This window comes from Streptomyces sp. SID13666 (assembly GCF_010548325.1).
GTDB lineage: Bacteria > Actinomycetota > Actinomycetes > Streptomycetales > Streptomycetaceae > Actinacidiphila > Actinacidiphila fildesensis.
The window spans coordinates 126,923-150,028 of sequence record NZ_JAAGLX010000006.1 but is presented as its reverse complement, the minus strand read 5'-3'; the positions used below and the strand labels follow the sequence as shown (position 1 = coordinate 150,028).

17 protein-coding genes and 1 tRNA gene are annotated in these 23,106 nt (G+C 70.2%); 4 read left to right on the top strand and 14 right to left on the bottom strand.

Features of this window, described 5'->3' with window-relative positions:
* Nucleotides 1-217: 217 nt before the first annotated feature.
* The 6 genes from thrB to G3I60_RS12305 form a co-directional block, all read right to left on the bottom strand.
* The gene (thrB, locus tag G3I60_RS12330) at nucleotides 218-1,141 is read right to left on the bottom strand and encodes a homoserine kinase (protein WP_138355997.1); all 924 of its coding nucleotides are present in this window, start codon (nucleotides 1,139-1,141) and stop codon (nucleotides 218-220) included.
* A gap of 324 nt (nucleotides 1,142-1,465) precedes the next feature.
* A complete protein-coding gene (thrC, locus tag G3I60_RS12325) occupies nucleotides 1,466-2,557 on the bottom strand; it encodes a threonine synthase (RefSeq protein WP_232485219.1) in 1,092 nt (363 codons plus the stop codon).
* Between the two features lie 6 nt (nucleotides 2,558-2,563).
* Entirely contained in the window at nucleotides 2,564-3,856 is a 1,293-nt protein-coding gene (locus tag G3I60_RS12320) for a homoserine dehydrogenase (protein ID WP_138355976.1), read from the bottom strand.
* Nucleotides 3,857-3,968: 112 nt separating this feature from the next.
* Nucleotides 3,969-5,360, bottom strand: a complete 1,392-nt coding sequence (gene lysA, locus G3I60_RS12315) for a diaminopimelate decarboxylase (protein ID WP_138355977.1) — start codon at nucleotides 5,358-5,360, stop codon at nucleotides 3,969-3,971.
* A 14-nt stretch (nucleotides 5,361-5,374) separates the two neighbouring features.
* On the bottom strand, nucleotides 5,375-6,394 hold the full coding sequence (gene nrtL / locus G3I60_RS12310; protein WP_164607124.1) for an ArgS-related anticodon-binding protein NrtL: 1,020 nt from the start codon (nucleotides 6,392-6,394) through the stop codon (nucleotides 5,375-5,377).
* Between the two features lie 113 nt (nucleotides 6,395-6,507).
* Nucleotides 6,508-6,975, bottom strand: coding sequence for a response regulator (locus tag G3I60_RS12305; protein ID WP_244809421.1), 468 nt, complete (start codon nucleotides 6,973-6,975; stop codon nucleotides 6,508-6,510).
* 222 nt (nucleotides 6,976-7,197) lie between these two features.
* On the opposite strand from G3I60_RS12305, the gene G3I60_RS12300 reads away from it, so the two are divergent.
* A tRNA-Arg gene (locus G3I60_RS12300) sits at nucleotides 7,198-7,269 on the top strand.
* Nucleotides 7,270-7,485: 216 nt separating this feature from the next.
* Here the strand turns inward: G3I60_RS12300 and G3I60_RS46355 are convergent.
* The 6 genes from G3I60_RS46355 to metK all read right to left on the bottom strand — a co-directional run bounded on the left by G3I60_RS46355 (nucleotide 7,486) and on the right by metK (nucleotide 17,372).
* Complete coding sequence (locus G3I60_RS46355; protein ID WP_164607122.1) at nucleotides 7,486-9,168, bottom strand: hypothetical protein; 1,683 nt, start codon at nucleotides 9,166-9,168, stop codon at nucleotides 7,486-7,488.
* Between the two features lie 85 nt (nucleotides 9,169-9,253).
* Nucleotides 9,254-10,699, bottom strand: a complete 1,446-nt coding sequence (gene ahcY, locus G3I60_RS12290) for an adenosylhomocysteinase (RefSeq protein WP_164607120.1) — start codon at nucleotides 10,697-10,699, stop codon at nucleotides 9,254-9,256.
* Nucleotides 10,677-11,600: a methylenetetrahydrofolate reductase [NAD(P)H] gene (metF, locus tag G3I60_RS12285; protein WP_164607138.1), complete on the bottom strand. Its 924-nt coding sequence runs from the start codon at nucleotides 11,598-11,600 to the stop codon at nucleotides 10,677-10,679. Before metF ends, ahcY begins: the two co-directional genes overlap by 23 nt.
* Nucleotides 11,601-11,653: 53 nt before the next feature.
* A complete protein-coding gene (gene metH / locus G3I60_RS12280; RefSeq protein WP_164607118.1) occupies nucleotides 11,654-15,136 on the bottom strand; it encodes a methionine synthase in 3,483 nt (1,160 codons plus the stop codon).
* A gap of 2 nt (nucleotides 15,137-15,138) precedes the next feature.
* Entirely contained in the window at nucleotides 15,139-16,131 is a 993-nt protein-coding gene (locus G3I60_RS12275) for a carbohydrate kinase family protein (protein WP_164607137.1), read from the bottom strand.
* Nucleotides 16,132-16,172: 41 nt separating this feature from the next.
* Nucleotides 16,173-17,372 (bottom strand): methionine adenosyltransferase, encoded by a 1,200-nt coding sequence (metK, locus tag G3I60_RS12270; protein ID WP_138355984.1) that lies wholly within the window; start codon nucleotides 17,370-17,372, stop codon nucleotides 16,173-16,175.
* A gap of 211 nt (nucleotides 17,373-17,583) precedes the next feature.
* Between metK and G3I60_RS12265 the strand changes: the two genes are divergently transcribed.
* The gene (locus tag G3I60_RS12265) at nucleotides 17,584-18,150 is read left to right on the top strand and encodes a hypothetical protein (protein WP_164293354.1); all 567 of its coding nucleotides are present in this window, start codon (nucleotides 17,584-17,586) and stop codon (nucleotides 18,148-18,150) included.
* A 205-nt stretch (nucleotides 18,151-18,355) separates the two neighbouring features.
* Here G3I60_RS12265 and G3I60_RS12260 read toward each other — a convergent pair whose 3' ends face one another.
* Both G3I60_RS12260 and G3I60_RS12255 read right to left on the bottom strand, forming a co-directional pair.
* Nucleotides 18,356-18,607, bottom strand: coding sequence for an acyl-CoA carboxylase epsilon subunit (locus G3I60_RS12260; protein WP_138355986.1), 252 nt, complete (start codon nucleotides 18,605-18,607; stop codon nucleotides 18,356-18,358).
* Between the two features lie 5 nt (nucleotides 18,608-18,612).
* A complete protein-coding gene (locus G3I60_RS12255) occupies nucleotides 18,613-20,241 on the bottom strand; it encodes an acyl-CoA carboxylase subunit beta (protein ID WP_164293353.1) in 1,629 nt (542 codons plus the stop codon).
* 294 nt (nucleotides 20,242-20,535) lie between these two features.
* On the opposite strand from G3I60_RS12255, the gene G3I60_RS12250 reads away from it, so the two are divergent.
* Entirely contained in the window at nucleotides 20,536-21,429 is an 894-nt protein-coding gene (locus G3I60_RS12250; protein WP_232485217.1) for an ACP S-malonyltransferase, read from the top strand.
* A gap of 1 nt (nucleotide 21,430) precedes the next feature.
* Nucleotides 21,431-23,104, top strand: a complete 1,674-nt coding sequence (locus tag G3I60_RS12245) for an AMP-binding protein (RefSeq protein WP_164293352.1) — start codon at nucleotides 21,431-21,433, stop codon at nucleotides 23,102-23,104.
* Nucleotides 23,105-23,106: the final 2 nt, after the last annotated feature.

Sequence of the window (23,106 nt, the reverse complement as noted above, 5' to 3'; positions counted from 1 at the left end):
TAATTCGCGCCGACTCCGGAGCGTGCTCGACACTGCTTAGGCAGGATGCTCAGGCAGTGTGGGAGGCTCCCGGAAGAGTGGCGGTCCCCAGAAGGGACACAGATCACTTCTGCGTGCACTTCGGCACCATTCGTATGCATGGGCCGTCGAGTGCAGGCTTGACATTAACACTACCGGATCCAACAAACATTCCCCCTCTCTCCAACCGGCAATCGTGTCACTGCCCCACTGCCAGGGGCAGTACACAGGCCCCTGCCGCGTCGAGGGCCAGACGGTTCGCCGCCCACCCCTCGCCCGCGAGCCGGGAGACTTTGTCCGCGGCGCCTTCCTCGGTGAGCGCGAGGACCGTGGGCCCCGCTCCCGAGATGACTGAAGGGACGCCGTCGGCACGCAGCCGGTTCACCAGAGCCACACTTTCGGGCATGGCGGGAGCACGGTAGTCCTGGTGCAGCCGGTCCTCGGTGGCGGGCAGCAGCAGCTCGGGACGGCGGGTGAGCGCCTCCACCAGCAGCGCCGCGCGGCCCGCGTTCACCGCGGCGTCCACATGCGGGACGGTGCGCGGCAGGAGGCCGCGGGCGACCTCGGTCAGTACCGGCTTGGACGGTACGAACACCACCGGGACGACGGAGGCCGCCGGATCCATCCGGATCGCGCGGGCGGCACCGGACTCGGTCCAGGCGAGGGTGAAGCCGCCGAGCAGACAGGCGGCGACGTTGTCGGGGTGGCCCTCGATCTCGGTGGCCAGTTCCAGCAGCGCGGCGTCGTCGAGACGCTCGGGGCCGCCTATCGTCACGGCGCGGGCGGCCATGATCCCGGCGCAGATCGCGGCGGACGAGGAGCCCAGGCCGCGGCCGTGCGGGATGCGGTTGGCGCAGACCACCTCGAGGCCGCGCGGCTGTCCGCCGAGCAGATCGAAGGCGGTCCGCATCGAGCGCACGACCAGGTGCTTCTCGTCGCGGGCCAGATTCTCGGCGCCCTCGCCGGCGATGTCGACATGCAGCCCGGAGTCGGCGACCCGGACCACGACATCGTCGTACAGGCCCAGCGCCAGGCCGAAGGCGTCAAAGCCGGGCCCGAGGTTGGCGCTGGTCGCGGGGACGCGCACTCGGACCGCGGCGGCGCGGAACGCGGGACCGGCCATCGTTCGACGATTCTCCTTGTGCTGGTGCTTGTTCTGGTGCAGGTGGTGCTCGTTGCGCTGGTGCCTGTTGTGCAGGTGCTTGTTCTGGTGCTTGTTCCGGTGCGAAGGGCGGTTCTGCCCCGGAATGCCAGCCATCGGCGGTGTGCGGCGGGGCTGCGGTGTGCGGCAGGAGCGGCAATGCCTGTGGCATGAGCCGGATCGGCGCACTGCGGCGCCGCTGGGGTCAGCCTATCGAAGGAAGGTTCTGCTGCGACATAGGGCGCACGAACAGCGCGTGATGCGTGTCGCGAGCTTCTTCGTGCGCCCCTTCGCCACGGCGCCGCGTCAGACCAGCCCGAGCTTCTCGGCCGCGGCGTCGGCGTCGACCGCCACGGTGACCGGCTGGGGCGCTCCGGCGACCGCCCAGTCCGGGTCCTTGAGGCCGTTGCCGGTCACGGTGCAGACGATCCGCTGACCCGGGTCGACCTTGCCCTCTTCGAGCGCCTTGAGCAGACCCGCGACGGAAGCGGCCGAGGCGGGCTCCACGAAGACGCCCTCCTTGGCGGCCAACAGTCGGTAGGCGGAGAGGATCTGACGGTCGGTCACCGCTTCGATCAGACCGCCGGACTCGTCCCGCGCCTCCTCGGCGAACTGCCAGGAGGCGGGGTTGCCGATCCGGATCGCGGTCGCGATGGTCTGCGGGCTGCGCACCGGAGCGCCGTTGACGATCGGAGCGGAACCGGACGCCTGGAAGCCCCACATGCGCGGCTTGCGGGTGGAGATGCCGTCGGCCGCGTACTCGCGGTAGCCGCGCCAGTACGCCGTGATGTTGCCCGCGTTGCCCACCGGAAGCAGGTGAATGTCGGGCGCGTCGCCGAGCGCGTCGACGATCTCGAACGCCGCGGTCTTCTGGCCCTCGATACGTACCGGGTTGACCGAATTGACCAGCGCCACCGGGTACTTCTCCGACAGTCCGCGGGCCAGGTCCAGGCAGTCGTCGAAGTTGCCGTCGACCTGCAGGATCTTCGCGCCGTGGATCAGCGCCTGGCCCATCTTGCCGAGTGCGATCTTGCCCTGCGGCACCAGAACCGCGCAGACCATTCCGGCGCGCACCGCGTAGGCTGCCGCCGAGGCGGAGGTGTTGCCGGTGGAGGCGCAGATGACGGCCTTGGCACCCTCCTCCTTGGCCCGGGTGATCGCCATGGTCATCCCGCGGTCCTTGAAGGAGCCGGTGGGGTTGGCGCCCTCGACCTTGAGGAACACGTCGCAGCCGGTCAGCTCGGAGAGCAGCTGGGCGGGAACGAGCGGAGTGCCACCCTCCAGGAGCGTGACGACCGGGGAGTCCGCCGAGACCGGCAGCCGGCTGCGGTACTCCTCGATGATGCCGCGCCACTGGTGGGTGCCGGACATTCGGGGGTGGTCGGTGACAGCGTTCATAGTGGGTTACTCCCCTTCCACGCGCATGATGCTGGCGACACCGCGCACGGTGTCGAGCTTCCGCAGTGCTCCGACGGTCGCCGACAGGGCGGCGTCGGGCGCACGGTGAGTGACGACGACGAGGGACGCTTCGCCGTCCTTGCCCTGCTGGCGGACCGTGTCGATCGACACGTCGTGTTCCGCGAAAACGGTGGCGACCTGGGCGAGAACGCCCGGTTTGTCCGCCACGTCAAGGCTGATGTGGTAGCGGGTGACCACATCGCCCATCGGGCTCACCGGCAGTTGCGTGTACGCGGACTCGCCGGCGCCTGTGGTGCCTGCCAGTTTGTTGCGGCAGGCGGCCACGAGGTCGCCGAGTACGGCGGAGGCGGTGGGTGCGCCGCCCGCGCCGGGACCGTAGAACATGAGCTGACCCGCGGCCTCCGCCTCGACGAAGACCGCGTTGTACGCCTCACGGACGCTCGCCAGCGGGTGGCTGAGCGGGATCATCGCCGGGTGGACCCGGGCGGTGACGGACCTGCCGTCGACGCTGCGCTCGCAGATGGCCAGCAGCTTGACCGTGCAGCCCATCCGCTTGGCGGACGCGATATCGGCGGCGGTGACCTCGGTGAGGCCCTCGCGATACACATCGTCCATGGTCACACGGGTGTGGAAGGCGATCCCGGCCAGGATCGCGGCCTTGGCGGCGGCGTCGAAGCCCTCCACGTCGGCGGTCGGGTCGGCCTCGGCGTAGCCGAGCGCGGTGGCCTCGTCGAGCGCCTCGGAGTAGCCGGCGCCGCTGGAGTCCATCTTGTCGAGGATGAAGTTCGTCGTGCCGTTGACGATGCCCATCACCCGGTTGATCTTGTCGCCGGCCAGCGACTCGCGCAGCGGGCGGATCAGCGGGATGGCACCGGCCACGGCGGCCTCGTAGTAGAGGTCGACCTTGTGCGCGGCGGCGGCGGCGTGCAGCGTCGCGCCGTCCGCGGCGAGCAGCGCCTTGTTGGCGCTGACCACGGACGCGCCGTGCTCGAAGGCGGTGGTGATGAGGGTGCGGACCGGTTCGATGCCGCCGATCACCTCGATGACGACGTCGATGTCGCCCCGTTTGACCAGGGCGGTGGCGTCGGTGGTGAGCAGCTCGGCGGGCACTCCGGCGCGCACCCGGTTGGGGCGCCGCACCGCGATGCCGGCCAGCTCGACCGGGGCTCCGATCCGCGCGGCGAGATCGGCGCCCTGCGTCGTCATGATGCGCGTCACCTCTGAGCCGACCACACCACAGCCCAGCAGCGCCACCTTCAGCGGACGCGTACGCATCATCCGACCTCGTTTCTCACAGCTCTCGGGGTGGGACCAGTCTCACGCACCGGACGCGAGAATCCATCCCGTGTCCGGTGTGTGAGATCAGCCCCGCTATTTTTGAGATTTCACGTCAGCCGACGTCAAGACGCAGGAGATCGTCCTCCGTCTCCCGTCGCACGATCACCCGCGCCCCGCCATCATTCACGGCCACCACGGGCGGCCGCAGAGCATGGTTGTAATTGCTCGCCATGGAACGGCAGTACGCCCCGGTCGCCGGAACCGCGAGCAGATCGCCGGGCGCGAGGTCGGCGGGCAGGAACGCGTCCTTGACGACGATGTCGCCGGACTCGCAGTGCTTGCCGACGACCCGCGCGAGCATCGGCTCGGCCGTGGACGTCCTGGACACCAGGGAGACGCTGTACTCGGCGTCGTACAGCGCGGTGCGGATGTTGTCGGACATCCCGCCGTCCACGCTCACATACGTCCGCAGACCCTCCAGCGGCTTCACGGTGCCCACCTCGTACAGCGTGAACGCCGTCGGGCCGACGATCGCCCGGCCCGGCTCCACGGACAGCCGCGGCACGCCCAGCCGGTTCGCCTCGCACTCACGGGTGACGATCTCCCGCAGCGCCCTGGCGATGTCGTGCGGCTCGGCCGGGTCGTCCTCCGAGGTGTAGGCGATGCCGAGGCCGCCGCCCAGGTCGATCTCGGGCAGCTCCACACCGTGCTCGTCACGGACCTCGGCGAGCAGCGACACCACGCGGCGCGCGGCGACCTCGAAGCCGGCCATGTCGAAGATCTGCGATCCGATGTGCGAGTGGATGCCGACCAGGTCCAGCGCGTCGAGCTTCAGGACCCGGCGCACCGCCTCGGCCGCCTGCCCGCCGGCGAGCGCCAGCCCGAACTTCTGGTCCTCGTGCGCCGTCGCGATGAACTCGTGCGTGTGCGCCTCGACACCGACGGTCACCCGGATCTGCACCCGCTGGCGCTTTCCGAGCCGCTCGGCGACGTGCGCGACCCGGACGATCTCCTGGAACGAGTCCAGGACGATCCGCCCGACACCCACCTCGATGGCGCGCTCGATCTCCTCCAGCGACTTGTTGTTGCCGTGCAGCGCGATGCGGTCGGCCGGCATCCCCGCCGACAGCGCCACCGCCAGCTCGCCGCCGGAACACACGTCGAGGTTGAGCCCCTCCTCGAACAGCCACTTCACGACCGCCCGCGACAGGAACGCCTTCCCCGCGTAGAACACGTCCGCGCCCTCGCCGAACGCGTCGCGCCAGGCGTGGCAGCGGGCCCGGAAGTCCTCCTCGTCGAGGAAGTAGGCGGGCGTGCCGAACTCCTCGGCGAGATCGCGCACGTCCAGGCCGCCGACCTCGGCCGCACCGTCCGTGTTGCGGGTGACCGTACGGGCCCACACGCGCGGATCGAGGACGTTCAGGTCGGCGGGGGGCGCGGTGTAATGCCCCTCGGGCATGACGTCGGCGTAGCGGGGCCCGGCGGGGTGGGCGGATCTACTCACGGGGCTCTGTCTCCTCAGAGGTGTTCTGGCGCGCTGATGCCGAGCAGGTCCAGGCCGCCTGCCAGCACCGTGCCGGTCGCTTCGGCGAGCGACAGCCGGACACGGTGGGCGGCCAAGGGTTTCTCGTCGCCGCGCGGCAGCGGCGGGCACTCGTCGTGGAAGCGGAGGAAAGCGTCGGCGAGCCGTTCCAGATGGCGGGCGACCCGATCGGGGGCGCGGTGCCGGGCAGCGGTCTCTACGACACGGGGGTAGTCGGCGATCAGGCCGAGGAGGTCCGTCTCCGCGGGATGGTGAAACGTACCGTCCGAAGCGTCTGAGGAGGGTTCGATGCCCAGATCGTGGGCGTTGCGGAGCAGTGCCCGGCTGCGGGCGTGCGCGTAACGGACCCGGAAGAGCGGATTGCCGGAGCGCTGAGAGAGCAGGACGGCGGGATCCAGGGACGGTGCGTCGTCGGCCGGGGGGCGCAGTAGCGCCCAGCGGGCGGCGTCGGGGCCGAGGAGCTCGCAGAGCTGGGCGGCGGTGGCGCCGGCGGGACGGACGGAGACGGGTTCGGGGGGTGCGGGTTCGGCGGGGCCTTCAGCCCCGGTATTGGCACCGCAGGAACGCAGCAGCCGCTCCAGCGCCTCGGCGGTGACCGCCGCGCGGGGCTCGCCGTCATGGACGGGTGTCACGTTCGTGCCGGCGAGGGAGTCGCCGTGGCCGTAGGCCGCGCCCCGCTCCAGCACCTTGCGCACCACGTCCCCGTAGGCCGCCGTGTCGAGCGTGATGTTCAAGAAGCCGGGGCCCGCGATCACCACCTGAGCGATACCGGGTTCCGTCGCCAGCCGCTTGCGCAGCACCTCCGCGACCTCCCGCGGCGGGCACCCCGCGGCGCCCGCGAGCTGCAGCGCGACATTCGTCGCGTAGTCGCCGCACCCGGGCCGGGGCGGACGCTGCACGCTGATCCGGTCCGGCACCGTCACCCGCAGCTCATCGGCCGCGACGGCGCGGCGAACCGTGCTCAGAACAGCACGGGAGAGCTCAGCGGGGGTCACACGGAAAGGGTAGGCGAGGAGGGGGGTGCCCATGCGACCGGGTTTCGCCGCCCTCCACTCTTTCGCGAGCGGTGAAGGCGCCGGACGGGGCGGGCGTCACCCCACCGACAACCTCAGCCGCAACCGGTACCGGGGGCCGCGGCCGCCTGGCCCTCGGTGGGCGCGCCGGCGGACGATTCACCACCGGGAGCGCCGGGGGCGCCCGGTGCGCCATGGGCCAGCCGCCGCACCATGTTCACCAGATCGGAGGGCTCGAACGGCTTCCCCAGGAACGCGTCCACCCCGGCCGCCACGCCGCGCTCGACCTCGAGCTGGGTGCACGCGCTGACGATCGCGATCCGTATGTCCCGCGTCCGCGCGTCGGACCGCAGCCGGGCCGCCGTACGCAGTCCGTCCAGCCGCGGCATCACCACATCGAGCGTGATCACATCGGGCTGCACCCGGTGGACGATGTCCAGGCATTCGGCACCATCAGCCGCGGTCACGACCTCGAAGCCCTCCAGCTCGAGATTGACCCTGATCAGCTGCCGGATGACCTTGTTGTCGTCGACCACAAGGACCCGGCCGGACACGCCCGGCACATCTCGAAGAGTAGGCGGGGCCATCGCGATCCGTCCGCGTTTTGCCCACTTCTTCCCCGTGAGAGGGAGCTTTCCGAACCCGCCCCCGCCCACCGCACCCCATGCGCTAAAGCCCTCCCCCACGACCCCCACCCCCTTCGGGCCAACACCCCAAAACCCTGTACCCAGGCACCATGCACAAGCTGGTAGGGTTTCACCCGTCACCGCTACTGCGGACGACACGCCCCCGTAGCTCAGGGGATAGAGCATCGGCCTCCGGAGCCGGGTGCGCAGGTTCGAATCCTGCCGGGGGCACCTTGTAAAAGGTGTCCGAGGACCCCGTAACCAGCGGAAACGCTGGGGACGGGGTCTTCGCGTATCTCCAGCCATATCCAGCCGCACGCCCTTCTGGGCAGACCTGTGTCGTCAGCGGGCGAGCTGTCGTTGCGTCATGCGGGCGGCGCCAGGAGGCGGATAGCGGTCGGCATTCCGGATGTCCGGCGGGAGCCGTCGGGGCCGGGGTGTTCATGGTCAGGGCGTCGGGGTGAGGCGGGGGCCGCAGGGGTGGGTGGGGGTGGTGGCGCGGAGGTGGGTGGAGCGGGGGATGGCGGGGAGGGTGGTGTGTTGGAGGGCCGTGAGGCGGGTGGGGTCGGGGACGGCGGCGCGGCGGATCCAGTCGCCGGTGTCCGTCCGGGTGGAGAGCGGCACGTAGCCGTGGGCGGTGAGGGCTGCGGGGGTGAGGCCGGAGATGGTCGGCCAGGGGTGGTGGACGTGGATGAACGTGGGGCGCACGGTGTCGAAGACGTAGCTGCGCAGGCGGCTCGTGTCGTTCGCCGCGTAGGCGTCCGCGATGGCCGGGTCGGTGAGGCCCGCGAGGTCGGTGATGCGGAGCCGGCTGGTCAGGAGGGTGCCGCCGAGGTCGGGGAGCAGGAGGCCGGCGTCGGGTGGCAGGGCGAGCCGGTCGGCGTAGGTGTTGAACAACCGTCCGTAGCGGTCGGCGACGTAGCACATCGACAGCGTCGGGTCGGCCTGGAACTCCGCCGCGCGGGGCCGCTGTCCGGCCAGTGACAGGACGGATCCGACGAGGAGCGCCGACGCCAGGACCGCGCGTCCGCGCGGCCGTTCGCGGTCCCATACGGTGACGGCGGCCAGCGCGCCGGCGAAGGCCGCGAGCGTCCATACCGGGGTCGCGAAGCGGTAGAGGGCCATCCAGTCGCGCTGCAGCGTCCCGTAGGCGGTCAGGGCAAGGGCGAGCGGGACGAGCACGGCGAGCAGCACCCGGCGGCCCGGACCCGGGCGGGCGAGTACGGCGGCCGTGCAGCCCAGCGCGGCGAGGACCAGGGTCCAGCCCGCGAAGGAGAGCAGCTCGGTGGTGCGGGCGAGGCCGGCCAGGTCCGGTGCCCGCTGGGCCTTCGCGACCGCGGTGTTGGGGACCCAGCGGCCGAACTCCGCATGCCTCCAGAGCAGATGAGTCGCGTAAGGGAGAGCGATGGTCGCTGTCGACAAAGCGATCGCACGAGCCATGCGCCGCCGGCGCGCGAGCAGCAGCGTCGTCAGGGGGTACGCGGCCGCGTAGATGATGCCGTCCGGGCGGGTGAGCGCGGCGAGCAGCGCGAGGAGGCCGGCCACGACGGCGGTGCCCGGCCGCAGCAGGGCGTCGCGGGCGACGGACCGGGCCAGCAGGGCCGCGAGGGTGGTGACGGCCAGGCCGTACAGCGGGTTCTCCAGTCCGGAGAACAGCCAGACCACCAGCGAGAAGTTCCCGGCCATCGCCGCACCGGCGAGCAGCGTCACGGCCCACGCCCGCCCCGGCAGCACCGCCCGCGCCGCGAACGAAACCGCGGCCAGCATGCCGATCACGCACAGCAGCGCCAGCGCTTTGGGGAACCACACGAGGTCCGAGACCCCGAACAGCGCCCCGTGGTCGAACAGCCGCAGCCGCCGCCCGGCCACCAGCAGCGCCAGCCACGCCGGGTTGGAGTACCCCTCCACCGGCGGGGCACCGGCCTGCTGGGCCGGGCCGTACCCCTCGTCGATGCTGCGCGCGTAGGCGTACGTGATGGCCGCGTCGTCGACGATCCACTGCCCGAGCCGCAGCGCCTGCACCCCGACGAGGACGGCGCCCGCCAGGACCGCGGCCGGATCGGCGAGCGACCTCACGAGAGGGACGAGGAGGTTGAAGCGCGGCAGCCATGACTGCGAGGTTCCGTTCACATGGAGATGAACCCCGCAGCGCCCGTCACGTCACGCCCTCCACCCACCGGTACCGGGTGGATCAGTGGCGATATCAGGAGTGGTGTCAGTAGCGGTAGTGGTCCGCCTTGTACGGGCCTTCGACCGGGACGCCGAGGTAGGCGGCCTGCTCCGGGCGCAGGGCGGTGAGCTTCACCCCGAGGGCGTCGAGGTGGAGGCGGGCGACCTTCTCGTCCAGGTGCTTGGGGAGCACATAGACACCGATGGGGTAATCGGCGGTCTTGGTGAAGAGTTCGATCTGGGCGATCGTCTGGTTGGCGAAGGAGTTCGACATCACGAAGGACGGGTGGCCGGTCGCGTTGCCGAGGTTCATCAGGCGGCCCTCGGACAGCACGATGATGGTGTGCCCGTCGGGGAACTTCCAGGTGTGGACCTGAGGCTTGACCTCGTCCTTGACGATGCCGGGGACCTTGGTAAGGCCCGCCATGTCGATCTCGTTGTCGAAGTGGCCGATGTTGCTGACGATGGCCTGGTGCTTCATCTTCGCCATGTCGGCGGCCATGATGATGTCCTTGTTGCCGGTCGTCGTCACGAAGATGTCACCCTCGGAGACGACCTCCTCCAGGGTCGTGACCTGGTAACCGTCCATCGCCGCCTGCAGTGCGCAGATCGGGTCGATCTCGGTGACGATCACCCGGGCGCCCTGGCCGCGCAGCGACTCCGCACAGCCCTTGCCGACGTCGCCGTAGCCGAGGACGACGGCGACCTTGCCGCCGATCAGCACGTCCGTGGCACGGTTGAGGCCGTCGATGAGCGAGTGGCGGCAGCCGTACTTGTTGTCGAACTTCGACTTGGTGACGGAGTCGTTGACGTTGATCGCGGGGAAGAGCAGGCCGCCGTCGCGCTGCATTTCGTAGAGCCGGTGGACGCCGGTCGTGGTCTCCTCGGTGACGCCCTTGATGAGGGCCGCCGTGGTGGTCCACTTGCCGGGGCTCTCCGCCTGGGTGCGGCGCAGCAGGTCGAGGATGTAGCCGTACTCCTCGGAGTCGCCCTCGGCGGAGTCCGGGACCGCGCCGGCCTTCTCGAACTCGACGCCCTTGTGGATCAGCAGCGTGACGTCGCCGCCGTCGTCCAGGATCATGTTCAGGCCGCCGTCGGGCCAGGTGACGGCCTGCTCGGCACACCACCAGTACTCCTCCATCGTCTCGCCCTTCCAGGCGAAGACGGGGGTGCCCTGCGGGTCCTCGGGCGTGCCGGTCGGGCCGACCGCGACCGCCGCCGCCGCGTGGTCCTGGGTGGAGAAGATGTTGCACGACGCCCAGCGGACCTCCGCACCCAGCGCGACCAGGGTCTCGATGAGGACGGCGGTCTGGATCGTCATGTGCAGCGAGCCGGTGATCCGCGCGCCGGCCAGCGGCTTGGACGCCGCGTACTCGGCGCGGATCGACATCAGACCGGGCATCTCGTGCTCGGCCATGATGATCTCCTTGCGGCCGTAAGCGGCGAGGGAGAGGTCCGCGACCTTGAAATCAGCGGCGGTGAGGGACGGCATCTGCGCTCCTTGTGTTCTGGTGGATCTCAAGCGTCGCGGTGGACCGGTTGAGGGTGATGTAGTGCAGGCCGGGGGCACCGGCGTCGAGCAGGCGCTGGGCCAGCCGCGTCGCGTGGTCCACCCCGATCCGGTGGGCGGTCGCCGGGGCGTCCTGCGCCGCCGCCAGCTGCTCGGCCAGCGCCGGCGGGAAGGTCGCGTCGCTCAGCTCCGCGAAGCGCCGGATCTGCCGGACGTCGGTGGCGGGCATGATCTCCGGGATGATCGGGGTGTCGCATCCCGCGGCGGCCACCCGGTCGCGCAGCCGCAGGTAGTCGTCCGCGTCGAAGAACATCTGGGTGATGGCGTAGTCGGCGCCCGCCCGGCACTTGTCGACGAAGTGCCGGATGTCGTCGTCCCAGTTCAGGGAGCGGGGGTGGCGTTCGGGGAAGGCCGCCACGCCGATGCTGAAGTCGCCGATGGAACGGACGAGTTCGACGAGGTCCGCCGCGTGGTCCAGGCCTCCGGGATGCCGCTGCCACGGGCCGCGCGGGTCGCCCGGCGGGTCGCCGCGCAGGACGAGGACGTCGCGGATCCCGGCGTCCGCGTACCGGCCGACGATCTGCCGCAGCTCCGCCACCGTGTGGCCGACCGCGGTCAGATGGGCGACCGGGCGCAGCGTCGTCTCGGTGGCGATCCGCCGGGTGACGTCCACGGTCCGGTCGCGCGAGGAGCCGCCGGCGCCGTAGGTGACGGACACGAAGGTGGGACCGACGGCCTCGATACGGCGGACCGCGTCCCACAGGACGCGCTCGCCCGCGTCCGTCTTCGGAGGGAAGAACTCGAACGAGAACGTGCGCTGCCCGGCGGCGAGGACATCGCGCAGGTTGTTGCTGGTCGTCGGCGCATTCACAACGGGGGCCATAGCGGTGGTCAATGCGGTGGTCAATGCGGTGGTCATAGCGGGAACGGTCCTCCTCACGCCTTGTAGTAGCTGGCTTCCGGGTGGTGGATGACGATCGCGTCGGTGGACTGCTCCGGGTGCAGCTGGAACTCCTCGGACAGGACGACGCCGATACGTTCCGGCTTGAGAAGGTCCATGATCTTGGCGCGGTCCTCCAGGTCCGGGCAGGCCGGGTAGCCGAGCGAGTAGCGGCAGCCCTGGTACTCGGTGCGGAACATCGCGTCCAGGTTGTCCGGGTCGGCGCCCGCGATCCCCAGTTCGGTGCGGATCCGGGCGTGCCAGTACTCGGCCAGCGCCTCGGTCAACTGGACGGAGAGACCGTGCAGTTCGAGATAGTCGCGGTAGGCGTTGGCGGCGAACAGCTCGTTCGCCACCTCGGAGACCCTGTTCCCCATGGTCACGACGGTGAGCGCGATGACATCGGGCTCACCGCTGCCCTCGGGGCGGAAGAAGTCCGACAGGCAGAGGTGCCGGTCGCGGTGCTGGCGGGGGAACGTGAAGCGGTGGCTCTCGCCGCCGGTCTTCTCGTCCAGGATGATCAGGTCGTCGCCCTTGGACACGCAGGGGAAGTAGCCGTAGACCACGGCCGCCTCCAGCATGTTCTCGGTGTGCAGCCGGTCCAGCCACATCCGCAGCCGCGGCCGGCCCTCCGTCTCGACCAGTTCCTCGTACGAAGGCCCGCCGCCACGGCCGGACTTCAGGCCCCACTGGCCCATGAACGTGGCCCGCTCGTCCAGCCAGGAGGAGTACTCCGCGAGCGGAATGCCCTTCACGATCCGTGTCCCCAGGAACGGCGCCTTCGGGACGGGGTTGTCGGCGGCCACGTCGGAGCGGGCGGGCAGCGGTTCCGGGGCCACCGGGCCGCGTGCGGGACGGTCCACGGCGGCGACGCGGCGCTGCTTGAGCGGCGGGAGGGTGGCGCCGGGGACGCCGCGCTTGACGGCGATCAGCGCGTCCATCAGCCGCAGGCCTTCGAACGCGTCCCGCGCGTAGCGGACCTCGCCCTCGTAGATCTCGTGCAGGTCCTGCTCCACATACGCGCGGGTCAGGGCGGCGCCGCCCAGGATGACGGGGTAGTCGGCGGCCATCTTGCGCTGGTTGAGCTCCTGCAGGTTCTCCTTCATGATCACGGTGGATTTCACCAGGAGACCCGACATGCCGATCACGTCGGCCTTGTGCTCAGTTGCCGCGTCCAGGATCGCCGCCACCGGCTGCTTGATCCCCAAATTCACGACGTTGTAGCCGTTGTTGGACAGGATGATGTCGACCAGGTTCTTACCGATGTCATGAACGTCGCCACGGACCGTGGCCAGCACGATGGTGCCCTTGCCCTCCGCGTCGGACTTCTCCATGTGCGGTTCGAGGTAGGCGACCGCGGTCTTCATGACCTCCGCGGACTGCAGCACGAACGGCAACTGCATCTGACCCGAACCGAACAGCTCACCGACGACCTTCATGCCTTCCAGCAGGGTGTCGTTGACAATCGCCAGCGCGGGACGGGTCGTGAGCGCCTCATCGAGATCCTGCTCCAGACCGTTCTTCTCCCCGTCGATGATCCGCCGCTGCAACCGCTCGTCCAGCGGCAGCGCAGCCAGTTCCTCCGCACGGCCGGCCTTGACGGACTTCATGTCGACGCCCTCGAACGCCGCCAGGAAGGCCTGCAACGGGTCATAACCCTCACGACGCCGGTCATGGACCAGATCCAGCGCGATCTCCCGCTGCTCCTCAGGAATGCGGGCGATCGGCACGATCTTGCTGGCGTGCACGATCGCGGAGTCCAGGCCGGCGTCCACACACTCGTTCAGGAAGACCGAGTTCAGCACGACACGGGCGGCCGGGTTGAGGCCGAAAGAGATGTTCGACAGACCCAGCGTCGTCTGCACCAGCGGATGGCGGCGCTTCAGCTCACGGATCGCCTCGATCGTCGAGATCCCGTCCTTGCGGGACTCCTCCTGACCGGTGGCGATCGTGAAGGTCAGACAGTCGACGAGGATGTCCGATTCAAGGATGCCCCAGTTGGTGGTCAGGTCCTCGATGAGCCGCTCCGCGATGGCGACCTTGTGCTCCGGGGTGCGGGCCTGGCCCTCCTCGTCGATCGTCAACGCGATCAGCGCGGCACCGTGCTCGGCCGCCAGCGCCGTGATCTGCGCGAACCGGGACTCGGGACCGTCACCGTCCTCGTAGTTCACGGAGTTGATGACGGCCCGGCCACCCAGCTTCTCCAACCCCGCCCGCAGCACCGGGACCTCGGTGGAGTCCAGCACGATCGGCAGCGTCGACGCCGTCGCGAAGCGGCCCGCGACCTCGGCCATGTCCGTGACCCCGTCACGCCCGACGTAGTCGACACACAGGTCGAGCAGGTGCGCGCCCTCGCGGATCTGGTCGCGGGCCATCTCGACGCAGTCGTCCCAGCGCCCTTCCAGCATCGCCTCACGGAACTTCTTCGAGCCGTTGGCGTTCGTCCGCTCACCGATCGCGAGATACGACGCGTCCTGCTTGAACGGCACCGTCTGATAGAGCGACGCCGCACCCGGCTCCGGGCGCGGGCTGCGCTGCACGACATCCAGGCCCCGCACCCGCTCCACGACCTGCCGCAGATGCTCAGGGGTGGTGCCGCAGCAGCCGCCGACCAGCGACAACCCGTACTCGCCCACGAACGTCTCGTGCGCGTCCGCGAGCTCCACCGGCGACAGCGGGTAGTGCGCGCCGTCCTTGCCCAGCACCGGCAGACCGGCGTTCGGCATGCAGGAGACCTGGGTCCGCGCGTGCCGGGCCAGGTAGCGCAGGTGCTCGCTCATCTCCGCCGGGCCGGTGGCGCAGTTCAGCCCGATCATGTCGATGCCGAGCGGCTCCAGCGCCGTCAGCGCCGCACCGATCTCGGAGCCGAGCAGCATGGTGCCCGTCGTCTCCACCGTGACCTGGCAGATCAGCGGCAGGTGGATGCCCGCGGAGCTCATCGCCCGCCGGGCTCCGACGATGGCGGCCTTGGTCTGGAGCAGGTCCTGGGTGGTCTCCACCAGGATGGCGTCCGCGCCGCCCTCGATGAGGCCGGCGACGTTCTCCTCGTAGCCGTCCCGCAGCAGTGCATAGGGGGCGTGGCCGAGGGTCGGGAGCTTGGTGCCGGGCCCGACGGAGCCGAGCACCCAGCGCGGCCGGTCGGGCGTGGCGAAGCCGTCCGCCACCTCGCGGGCCAACCGGGCACCGGAGACCGAGAGTTCATGAATGCGGCCGGGGATGTCGTACTCCCCCAGTGCCGCCAGGTTCGCCCCGAAGGTGTTGGTCTCGACGCAGTCGACACCCGCCGCGAAGTACTCCTCGTGCACCGACCGGACGATGTCCGGCCGGGTGACGTTCAGAACCTCGTTGCACCCCTCCAGGTTCTCGAAGTCGTCCATCGACGGGTCCTGCGCCTGGAGCATCGTGCCCATGGCGCCGTCGCCCACCACCACCCGCGACGCGAACGCGTCCCGCAGCAGCCGCACCCTCTCCTGGCTCACGCTCACAGGGACCTCGCCAGGTAGGACAGCCGCGGTTCGAGCTCGGTGGCGGACTCGGTGCCGTAGCCGGTCCGCAGCCGGGTGAGGAGGTCGGTGCGGTCCAGGTGGTACTCCTGGGTGCCGACCGATTCGAGGACGACGGTGGCCAGGGCGCAGCCCAGTTCGGCCGAGCGCCGGAGGGTGAGATCCCAGGTGACGCCGGCCAGGAACCCGGCGCGGAAGGCGTCGCCGACCCCGGTGGGTTCGGTGGCGCCGGTGGTCGGGGCGGCCGGTACGAGGAGCGGTGCCTCGCCCGCGCGCTCGATGCGGACACCCTTGGCACCGAGCGTGGTGATCCAGGTGCCGACGTGCTGGAGCACCTGGTCGGCGCTCCAGCCGGTGCGTTCCTGGAGGAGCGCCGCCTCGTACTCGTTGCTGAAGAGGAAGCGTGGGCCGTCGAGGAGCAGCCGTACCGACTCCCCGTCCAGCCGGGCGAGTTGCTGCGACGGATCGGCCGCGAAGGGAATGCCCAGCTCACGGCATTCTGCGGTGTGCCGGAGCATCGCCTCGGGGTCGTTGGGCGCGACGACGACCAGGTCGAGGGCGCCGGCGCGTTCCGTGACGGGGGCGAGGGCGATCCGGCGGGCCTCGGCCATCGCGCCCGCGTAGAACGTGGCGATCTGGTTCTGCACCGAGTCGGTGGTGCAGACGAAGCGGGCCGTCTGGTGCTCGTGGGAGATCTGGACGGAGTCGGTGTCGACGCCGTGCTGCTTGAGCCAGACCTGGTAGTCGGCGAAGTCCGGGCCGACCGCGCCGACCAGCACCGGGGCGAGGCCGAGCTGCCCCATGCCGAAGGCGATGTTGGCCGCCACCCCTCCCCGCCGGACCTCCAGGGTGTCGGCGAGGAAGGACAGGGACACGTTCTGGAGCTGGTCGGCGACCAGGTGGTCGGTGAACCGACCGGGGAAGACCATCAGATGGTCGGTTGCGATGGATCCTGTGATGGCGGTGCGCATCTCAGTCACTCACTCCTCCGGTGCTCTTCCTCGGCCGGCTGTCAGAGACCGGCGGCCTGGCGGAGTTTGGCCGCCCGGTCGGTGGACTCCCAGGTGAAGTCGGCGTCCGTCCGGCCGAAGTGGCCGTAGGCGGCGGTCTGCGCGTAGATGGGCCGCAGCAGGTCGAGGTCACGCACGATGGCGGCCGGGCGCAGGTCGAAGACCTGGCTGACGGCGTCCTGGATGCGGGCCACGGGGATGGTCTCGGTGCCGAACGTCTCGACGAACAGCCCGACGGGGGCGGCCTTGCCGATGGCGTAGGCGACCTGCACCTCGCAGCGCGTCGCCAGATCGGCGGCGACGACGTTCTTGGCGACCCAGCGCATCGCGTAGGCGGCGGAACGGTCCACCTTGGACGGGTCCTTGCCGGAGAACGCGCCGCCACCGTGCCGGGCCATCCCGCCGTACGTGTCGACGATGATCTTCCGGCCGGTCAGCCCGGCGTCACCCATCGGACCGCCGACCTCGAACCGTCCGGTCGGGTTGACGAGGAGCCGGTAGCCCTCCGTCGACAGCGTGAGGCCGAGGGCTTCCAGCTCGGGCTCGACGACGAACTCCCGGATGTCCGGGGCGAGCAGGGAGTCCAGGCTGATGTCGGGCGCGTGCTGGCTGGAGATCACGACGGTGTCGAGGCGGACGGCCTTGCTGCCGTCGTACTCGATGGTGACCTGGGTCTTGCCGTCCGGGCGCAGATACGCCAGCCGGCCGCTCTTGCGAACCGCGGAGAGCCGGCGGGAGAGGCGGTGGGCGAGGGCGATGGGCAGCGGCATCAGCTCGGGGGTGTCGTCGCACGCGTAGCCGAACATCAGGCCCTGGTCACCGGCGCCCTGGCGGTCGAGGTCGTCCTCGCCGCCCTCCACCCGCGACTCGTACGCGGTGTCGACGCCCTGCGCGATGTCCGGGGACTGTGCACCGATCGAGACGGACACACCGCACGAAGCCCCGTCGAACCCCTTCGCGGAGGAGTCGTACCCGATATCCAGCACCGTCTGCCGCACGATCGCCGGGATATCGGCATACGCGGACGTGGTGACCTCACCGGCAATATGCACCTGACCGGTCGTGATCAGGGTTTCGACGGCGACCCGGGCGGTGCGGTCCTGCCCGAGGAGTGCGTCGAGGACGGAGTCACTGATCTGGTCGGCGATTTTGTCGGGGTGTCCCTCGGTAACTGATTCCGACGTGAAAAGGCGGCGGGCCATGGATTCCTCCAGATGCGTATCCAACGCTCCGGTGGACCGTGGAGCGATATCCACGAGAGCGTGCGATCGGCTCCTTGCGGACGGCTAAAGCGAAACCTGTGCACGGCCCGCCCGACGGGGGTAGCCTTTTTTGATGCCCTTGCGGGCTGTGGATCGCTTTAGGGGCGCTTTAGTCCCGCCTGTCGCAATGGATGCGAGAAAGGAGCTATCCATGACCCGCTACCTCATCAGCTTCCTCCCGTGGATCGCCTATGCCTTCGTCGCCACAAGCGATGACTGGCGCAAGGGTGCACTGGTCGGGCTCGGGATCGCCACAGTGGTGATCTGGCGCGATCGCAAGTCCGGCAAGAACTGGGACGAGATGGTGATCGAGACCAGCGCGTTCGTGTTCTTCGCGGGGATCGCCTGGCTGTCCTACGCGCAACCGGACTCGGATCTGGTCCGTTACGGGCCGGCTCTTGTCGACGCATGGCTCGCCCTGACCGCCTGGGGCTCGCTGCTCATCCGTCGGCCGTTCACCCTCGGCATCGCACGCAAACTCGTACCGGAGAAGGTCGCCCGCACGGAGGCGTTCTACCGGACCAACGCCGTCATCACGCAGGTGTGGGGGCTCGCCTTCGCGGCCGCCGCCGTCGTGCTGGCCTTCATCATCCGCGCCGACGCGCACGCGACGACGCCCATGATCGTCGTCAAGGTCGCCAGCTTCGTGATTCCCGTGCTCTTCACGATCCGCTACCCCAAAGCCGTCGCCGCGCGCCGAGCGCACCAGACGGCCTGACCCCAACCCGCGCCAACGCTCCCCCCACCGTCCCACCGCCTCAGTGAGTGAGGCGGTGGGTTCAGTGTTGCCCGCCCTTGCCCGCCCGTTGCCCGGCCCAGCAGTTCAGCGCTGCGGATCGCACGCTGCGGACCCATACGGTGGACATACGGCTGTGCCCCGGATCCGCAGCGGATCCGGGGCACAGGCGGAGAGTTCGTGGCTGTCAGCCGTAGGCCCAGGCGCCCGGCGGGCTGTAGCTGTCGGGGGTCCAGCGCGGCGGCCGGCTGCTCTGGCCGCCGCGCCCGCCCTGGTCGTCGTCGGCCACGGCCTTCTGCCGGAGGACCGCGAGCAGGGCGACCGTCGCGGCGGCCACCTGTTCGTCGTCCGGCTCGCCGCGGACGAACTGGATGAGCAGTTCGTCCGCGGCCACGTCTGCTGCCGGCTCCTCTGCGGCCGGTGCGCCCGGTGTCGTCATCGCCGTCACACCGGCGGGTTTCCGTGCTTGCGGGACGGGAGCGTGGCGTGCTTCGTGCGGAGCATCGCCAGCGAGCGGATCAGCACGGAACGGGTCTCCGCCGGGTCGATGACGTCGTCGACGAGGCCGCGCTCCGCCGCGTAGTAGGGGTGCATCAGTTCCTCCTGGTACTGCTTGATGCGCTCGGCGCGGACCGCGTCCGGGTCGTCGGCCGCGGCGATCTCGCGCCGGAAGACGACGTTGGCGGCGCCCTCGGCACCCATGACCGCGATCTCGTTGGTCGGCCAGGCGAAGGACAGGTCGGTGCCGATGGACCGTGAGTCCATGACGATGTACGAACCGCCGTAGGCCTTGCGGAGGATGACCTGGATGCGCGGCACGGTGGCGTTGCAGTACGCGTACAGCAGCTTCGCGCCGTGCCGGATGATGCCGCCGTGCTCCTGCGCGCTGCCGGGCAGGAAGCCCGGCACGTCGACGAGGGTGACCAGCGGAATGCTGAACGAGTCGCACATCTGGACGAAGCGTGCGGCCTTTTCCGACGCGTTGATGTCCAGGACGCCCGCCAGTGAAGCCGGCTGGTTGGCCACGATGCCGACCACCTGGCCGTCCAGCCGCGCCAGCGCACAGACGATGTTGGTGGCCCAGGCGGCGTGCACCTCGAAGAAGTCGCCGTCGTCGACGATCTCCTCGATCACCGGCCGGATGTCGTAGGCGCGGTTGGCGTCGGCCGGCACCAGTTCCAGCAGCGACTCGTTGCGGCGGTCGGCCGGGTCGGCCGTCGCGACGGCCGGCGGCAGTTCCCGGTTGTTCGAGGGCAGCAGCGAGAGCAGATAGCGGACTTCGGCGAGGCACTCGGCCTCGTCCTCGTAGACGAACTGCGCCGCGCCGGAGATCGACGCGTGCACGTCGGCGCCGCCGAGCTGGTCGTGGGAGATCTTCTCGCCGGTGACGGCCTGCACCACGTCGGGCCCGGTGATGTACATCTGCGAGGTGCCGCGCACCATGAAGACGAAGTCGGTGAGCGCCGGCGAGTAGGTGGCGCCGCCCGCGCACGGGCCGAGCATCACGCTGATCTGCGGGATGACCCCCGACGAGCGGACGTTGCGGCGGAAGATGCCGCCGTATCCGGCGAGCGCGGTGACGCCTTCCTGGATCCGGGCCCCCGCGCCGTCGCTGAGGCTGACCAGGGGGGCGCCGGCCGATTCGGCCAGGTCCATCACCTTGTGGATCTTCTCGGCGTGGGCCTCGCCCAGCGAGCCGCCGAAGATCCGGAAGTCATGGGCGTAGACGAAGACCGTGCGGCCCATGACCTCGCCCCAGCCGGTCACCACACCGTCGGTGTAAGGGCGCTTGTTCTCCAGGCCGAAGCCGGTGGCACGGTGCCGGCGCAGCGGTTCGATCTCGGTGAACGTGCCCTCGTCGAAGAGCAGTTCCAGCCGCTCGTGGACGGTCAGCTTGCCCTTGGCCCACTGCTGCTCCGTGGCACGCGGGCCCGGTCCGTCCCTGACCGTCTGTTTGACCAGGTTGAGCAGCGCGACCCGGGACCGCGGGTCCTGGCGGGGTGGCGGGAGCTGTCCCGTCACCGGGGCCAGCGTCTGCGGCCGGGTCGAGGTGATGTCCTCGGCAATGGTCATGGTTCGGTTCACCCATCCACTCGGTCAGGTCCACTCGGTCAGGCGATCGAAGCGATTTCGGAAACAGCCTGAACCTCATTGAAGCCGTGGCTTCGAAGCAGGTGCCACAGCGTCGACCCCCTACCCTCTGCCCGCCCACCCCTATTCCCAGTCCGGTATGGGTGTTGCTAAGGGGCGCGGGCGGGGAGACATAGGGGTTACTCCCCCTTGCGACAGCCCGTAGAAAAGACCGGACGAGGCCAGTTCGCGACAAGGCGGGTTTCAGCGATGACTACGGCAATGGTGTTTCCAGGAATGGGTCCCACCCGTTTCTCCGACCTGGGCAGGTTTCTGCTTCTGAATACCTTTGCCCGCGATCTGCTGCCGATCGCCGACGAGGCCCTGGGCTACTCGGTGTTCGACCGGTTCCGCGAGTCAGGCGAGGATTATTCGGAGGCGGCGCAGGTCGCCTTCATGGTTGCCTCCACGGCGCTCGCCCAGTGGGCTCGCGCCGAACTGGGCGCCGAGGCCGAGATCTGCGCGGGACCCAGCTTCGGCGAGAAGCCGCTGATGGCGTTCTGCGGTGCGCTGGACTTCCCCGACGCGGTGGTGATGACGGCCCGGCTGGCCCGTTGCACCGCCGACTACTTCGCCACCGAGCACCGGGACGTGGTCACCCAGTCCTTCGTCCGGGCCCCCGTCGACGGGCTGCGTGAGCTGCTCGCCGGGATGGACGAGCGGGGCGAGTGGTACGACCTGTCCTGCCGCCTGGACAAGGGCTTCGAGATGATCTCGCTGCGCGAGGAGCATCTGGAGGCGTTCACCGGACGGTTGCGGAAGATCGGTTCGCTGCCGCTGTACGCGATGCGCCCGCCGATGCACTCCTCGCTCTTCACCGGGCTGCGCGACCGGGCCGCCGTCGAGGTCATCGACGCCCTGCCGCTGCGCGACCCCGATCTGCCGGTGCTCGCCGACCAGGACGGCCGGCTCATCGACACCGCCGAGGGGCTCAGGACGATGCTCCGGGACCACTTCGTGAAGCCGGTCGACTGGCCGGCGGTCCTCGCCGAGCTGGGCCGGCGCGGGGTGACGCGGCTCGTGGTGGCCGGCCCCGACGCCCTGTTCAGCCGGGTCGAGTGCGCGGTGCGCAACTTCGACGTCGTCCTGGCCGATCCGAAGCACGCGATGCGTCCCAAGGCAGGTGTCTGACATGAGCGTCATCACGGAGACGGGATCGACGACCGCAGCGGCGGAATCCACCGGACCGACGGCGGCCGCCCTCGACCACACCCTGCACGGCCGGTTCCTGCGCGGCCTCGCGATCGCCCCCGACCGCCCGGCCTTCCGGGTCGGCGGCGTGGACGTCAGCTACACCGAGGCCCACGAGCGCGCCCTCGCCTGGGCGGGTGCCCTCCGGAACGCGGCTCCCGCTGGATCCGGAGGACCGCGCGTCGTCGCCATCCTGGCCACCAAGACCCCTGAGGCCTATATCGGACTGCTGGCCGCCCTCTACCTGGGCGCCGTGGCCGTCCCGGTCAACCCGGACTTCCCCGCCGCCCGCAACCGTTCGATCCTCACGGCGGCCGGCGTCGACGCGGTGATCACCGACCGGCGCGGACTGGCCGCCCTCGACGTCCTGACGGCGGACCAGGACGACCGCGACGCCGCGGACGGCCCGCTGCTCGTGCTCGTCCCGGGCGCGGAACCGCGCCCGGACGTCATCACGGCCACCCCGCGGGAGACCGCCCTCGCGGCGCCGCTGCCGGCCGACGCCGAGGACACCGCGTACATCCTGTTCACGTCCGGCTCGACCGGCCGCCCGAAGGGCGTGCCCACCAGCCACCGCGCGGCCGACAGCTACTTCCGCACGCTGGACGCGCGGTACGGCTTCGGACCCGACGACGTGTTCTCGCAGACCTTCGACCTGACCTTCGACTGCGCCATGTTCGACCTGTTCTGCGCCTGGGGCGCGGGCGGCTGTGTCGTCCCGATCCCGATGCAGGCGTACCGGGACCTGCCGGAGTTCCTGGCCGAGCAGCGGATGACGGTGTGGTTCTCGACCCCCGGCGGCATCGCGCTGGCCCGCCGCACCGGCGCCCTGTCGCCGGGCGCGCTGCCCGGGCTGCGCTGGAGCCTGTTCGCGGGCGAGCCGCTGCACCGGCAGGACGCGGAGGACTGGCTGCGGGCCGCACCGCAGTCCGTGGTCGAGAACCTGTACGGGCCGACGGAGCTGACGATCACCGTCACCGCGCACCGGCTGTCGCCCGGGACCCCGGACGAGCGGTACGTCAACGGCGTCGTCCCGATCGGCCCGGTGCACGACTCGCTCGGCCGGCTGCTGCTCGCCCCGGACGGATCGGTGGACGCCGGAACCGACGGTGGCGGGAGCGAGGCCGGTGAGGGCGAACTGTGCATCACCGGGCCGCAGATGTTCTCCGGCTACCTCGACCCTGCCGAGGACAAGGGCCGCTTCCTGGAGCACGACGGACGGCGCTGGTACCGGACCGGGGACCGCGTACGCCGGTACCCGGACGGCGAGATCGCCTACGTGGGGCGGGCCGACGACCAGGTGCAGGTGCAGGGCTGGCGGGTGGAGCTCTCCGAGGTCAGCCACAGCGTGCGCCGGCTGCCGGGGGTCGAGGACGCCGTCACGGTGGCCGCGGCCGTCGGCGGCAGCCATGAGCTCGTCACCTTCTACACCGGTGAGCCCGCCGCATCGGCCGACCTGGCCCGCCGGTTGACCGCGGACCTGCCGAAGGCGATGGTCCCCCGGCTCTTCCAGCACCTGGAGGAGTTCCCGATGAACCCCAACCGGAAGATCGACCGGTCCACTCTCAGGTCCCGCGCCGAGGCGCTGCTGGACCGCGGCCGGATTCGCAGCTGACA

Bases quoted from the DNA above. Each gene is read 5' to 3' on its own strand.
- G3I60_RS12320 (WP_138355976.1), bottom strand. From the start codon at position 3,856: ATGATGCGTACGCGTCCGCTGAAGGTGGCGCTGCTGGGCTGTGGTGTG.
- G3I60_RS12255 (WP_164293353.1), bottom strand. From the start codon at position 20,241: ATGACCATTGCCGAGGACATCACCTCGACCCGGCCGCAGACGCTGGCC.
- G3I60_RS12245 (WP_164293352.1), top strand. From the start codon at position 21,431: ATGAGCGTCATCACGGAGACGGGATCGACGACCGCAGCGGCGGAATCC.
- G3I60_RS12260 (WP_138355986.1), bottom strand. From the start codon at position 18,607: ATGACGACACCGGGCGCACCGGCCGCAGAGGAGCCGGCAGCAGACGTG.
- metF (WP_164607138.1), bottom strand. From the start codon at position 11,600: ATGGCCCCCGTTGTGAATGCGCCGACGACCAGCAACAACCTGCGCGAT.
- thrB (WP_138355997.1), bottom strand. From the start codon at position 1,141: ATGGCCGGTCCCGCGTTCCGCGCCGCCGCGGTCCGAGTGCGCGTCCCC.
- G3I60_RS12275 (WP_164607137.1), bottom strand. From the start codon at position 16,131: ATGCGCACCGCCATCACAGGATCCATCGCAACCGACCATCTGATGGTC.
- ahcY (WP_164607120.1), bottom strand. From the start codon at position 10,699: ATGCCGTCCCTCACCGCCGCTGATTTCAAGGTCGCGGACCTCTCCCTC.
- G3I60_RS12265 (WP_164293354.1), top strand. From the start codon at position 17,584: ATGACCCGCTACCTCATCAGCTTCCTCCCGTGGATCGCCTATGCCTTC.
- G3I60_RS12250 (WP_232485217.1), top strand. From the start codon at position 20,536: ATGGGTCCCACCCGTTTCTCCGACCTGGGCAGGTTTCTGCTTCTGAAT.
- metK (WP_138355984.1), bottom strand. From the start codon at position 17,372: ATGGCCCGCCGCCTTTTCACGTCGGAATCAGTTACCGAGGGACACCCC.
- thrC (WP_232485219.1), bottom strand. From the start codon at position 2,557: ATGAACGCTGTCACCGACCACCCCCGAATGTCCGGCACCCACCAGTGG.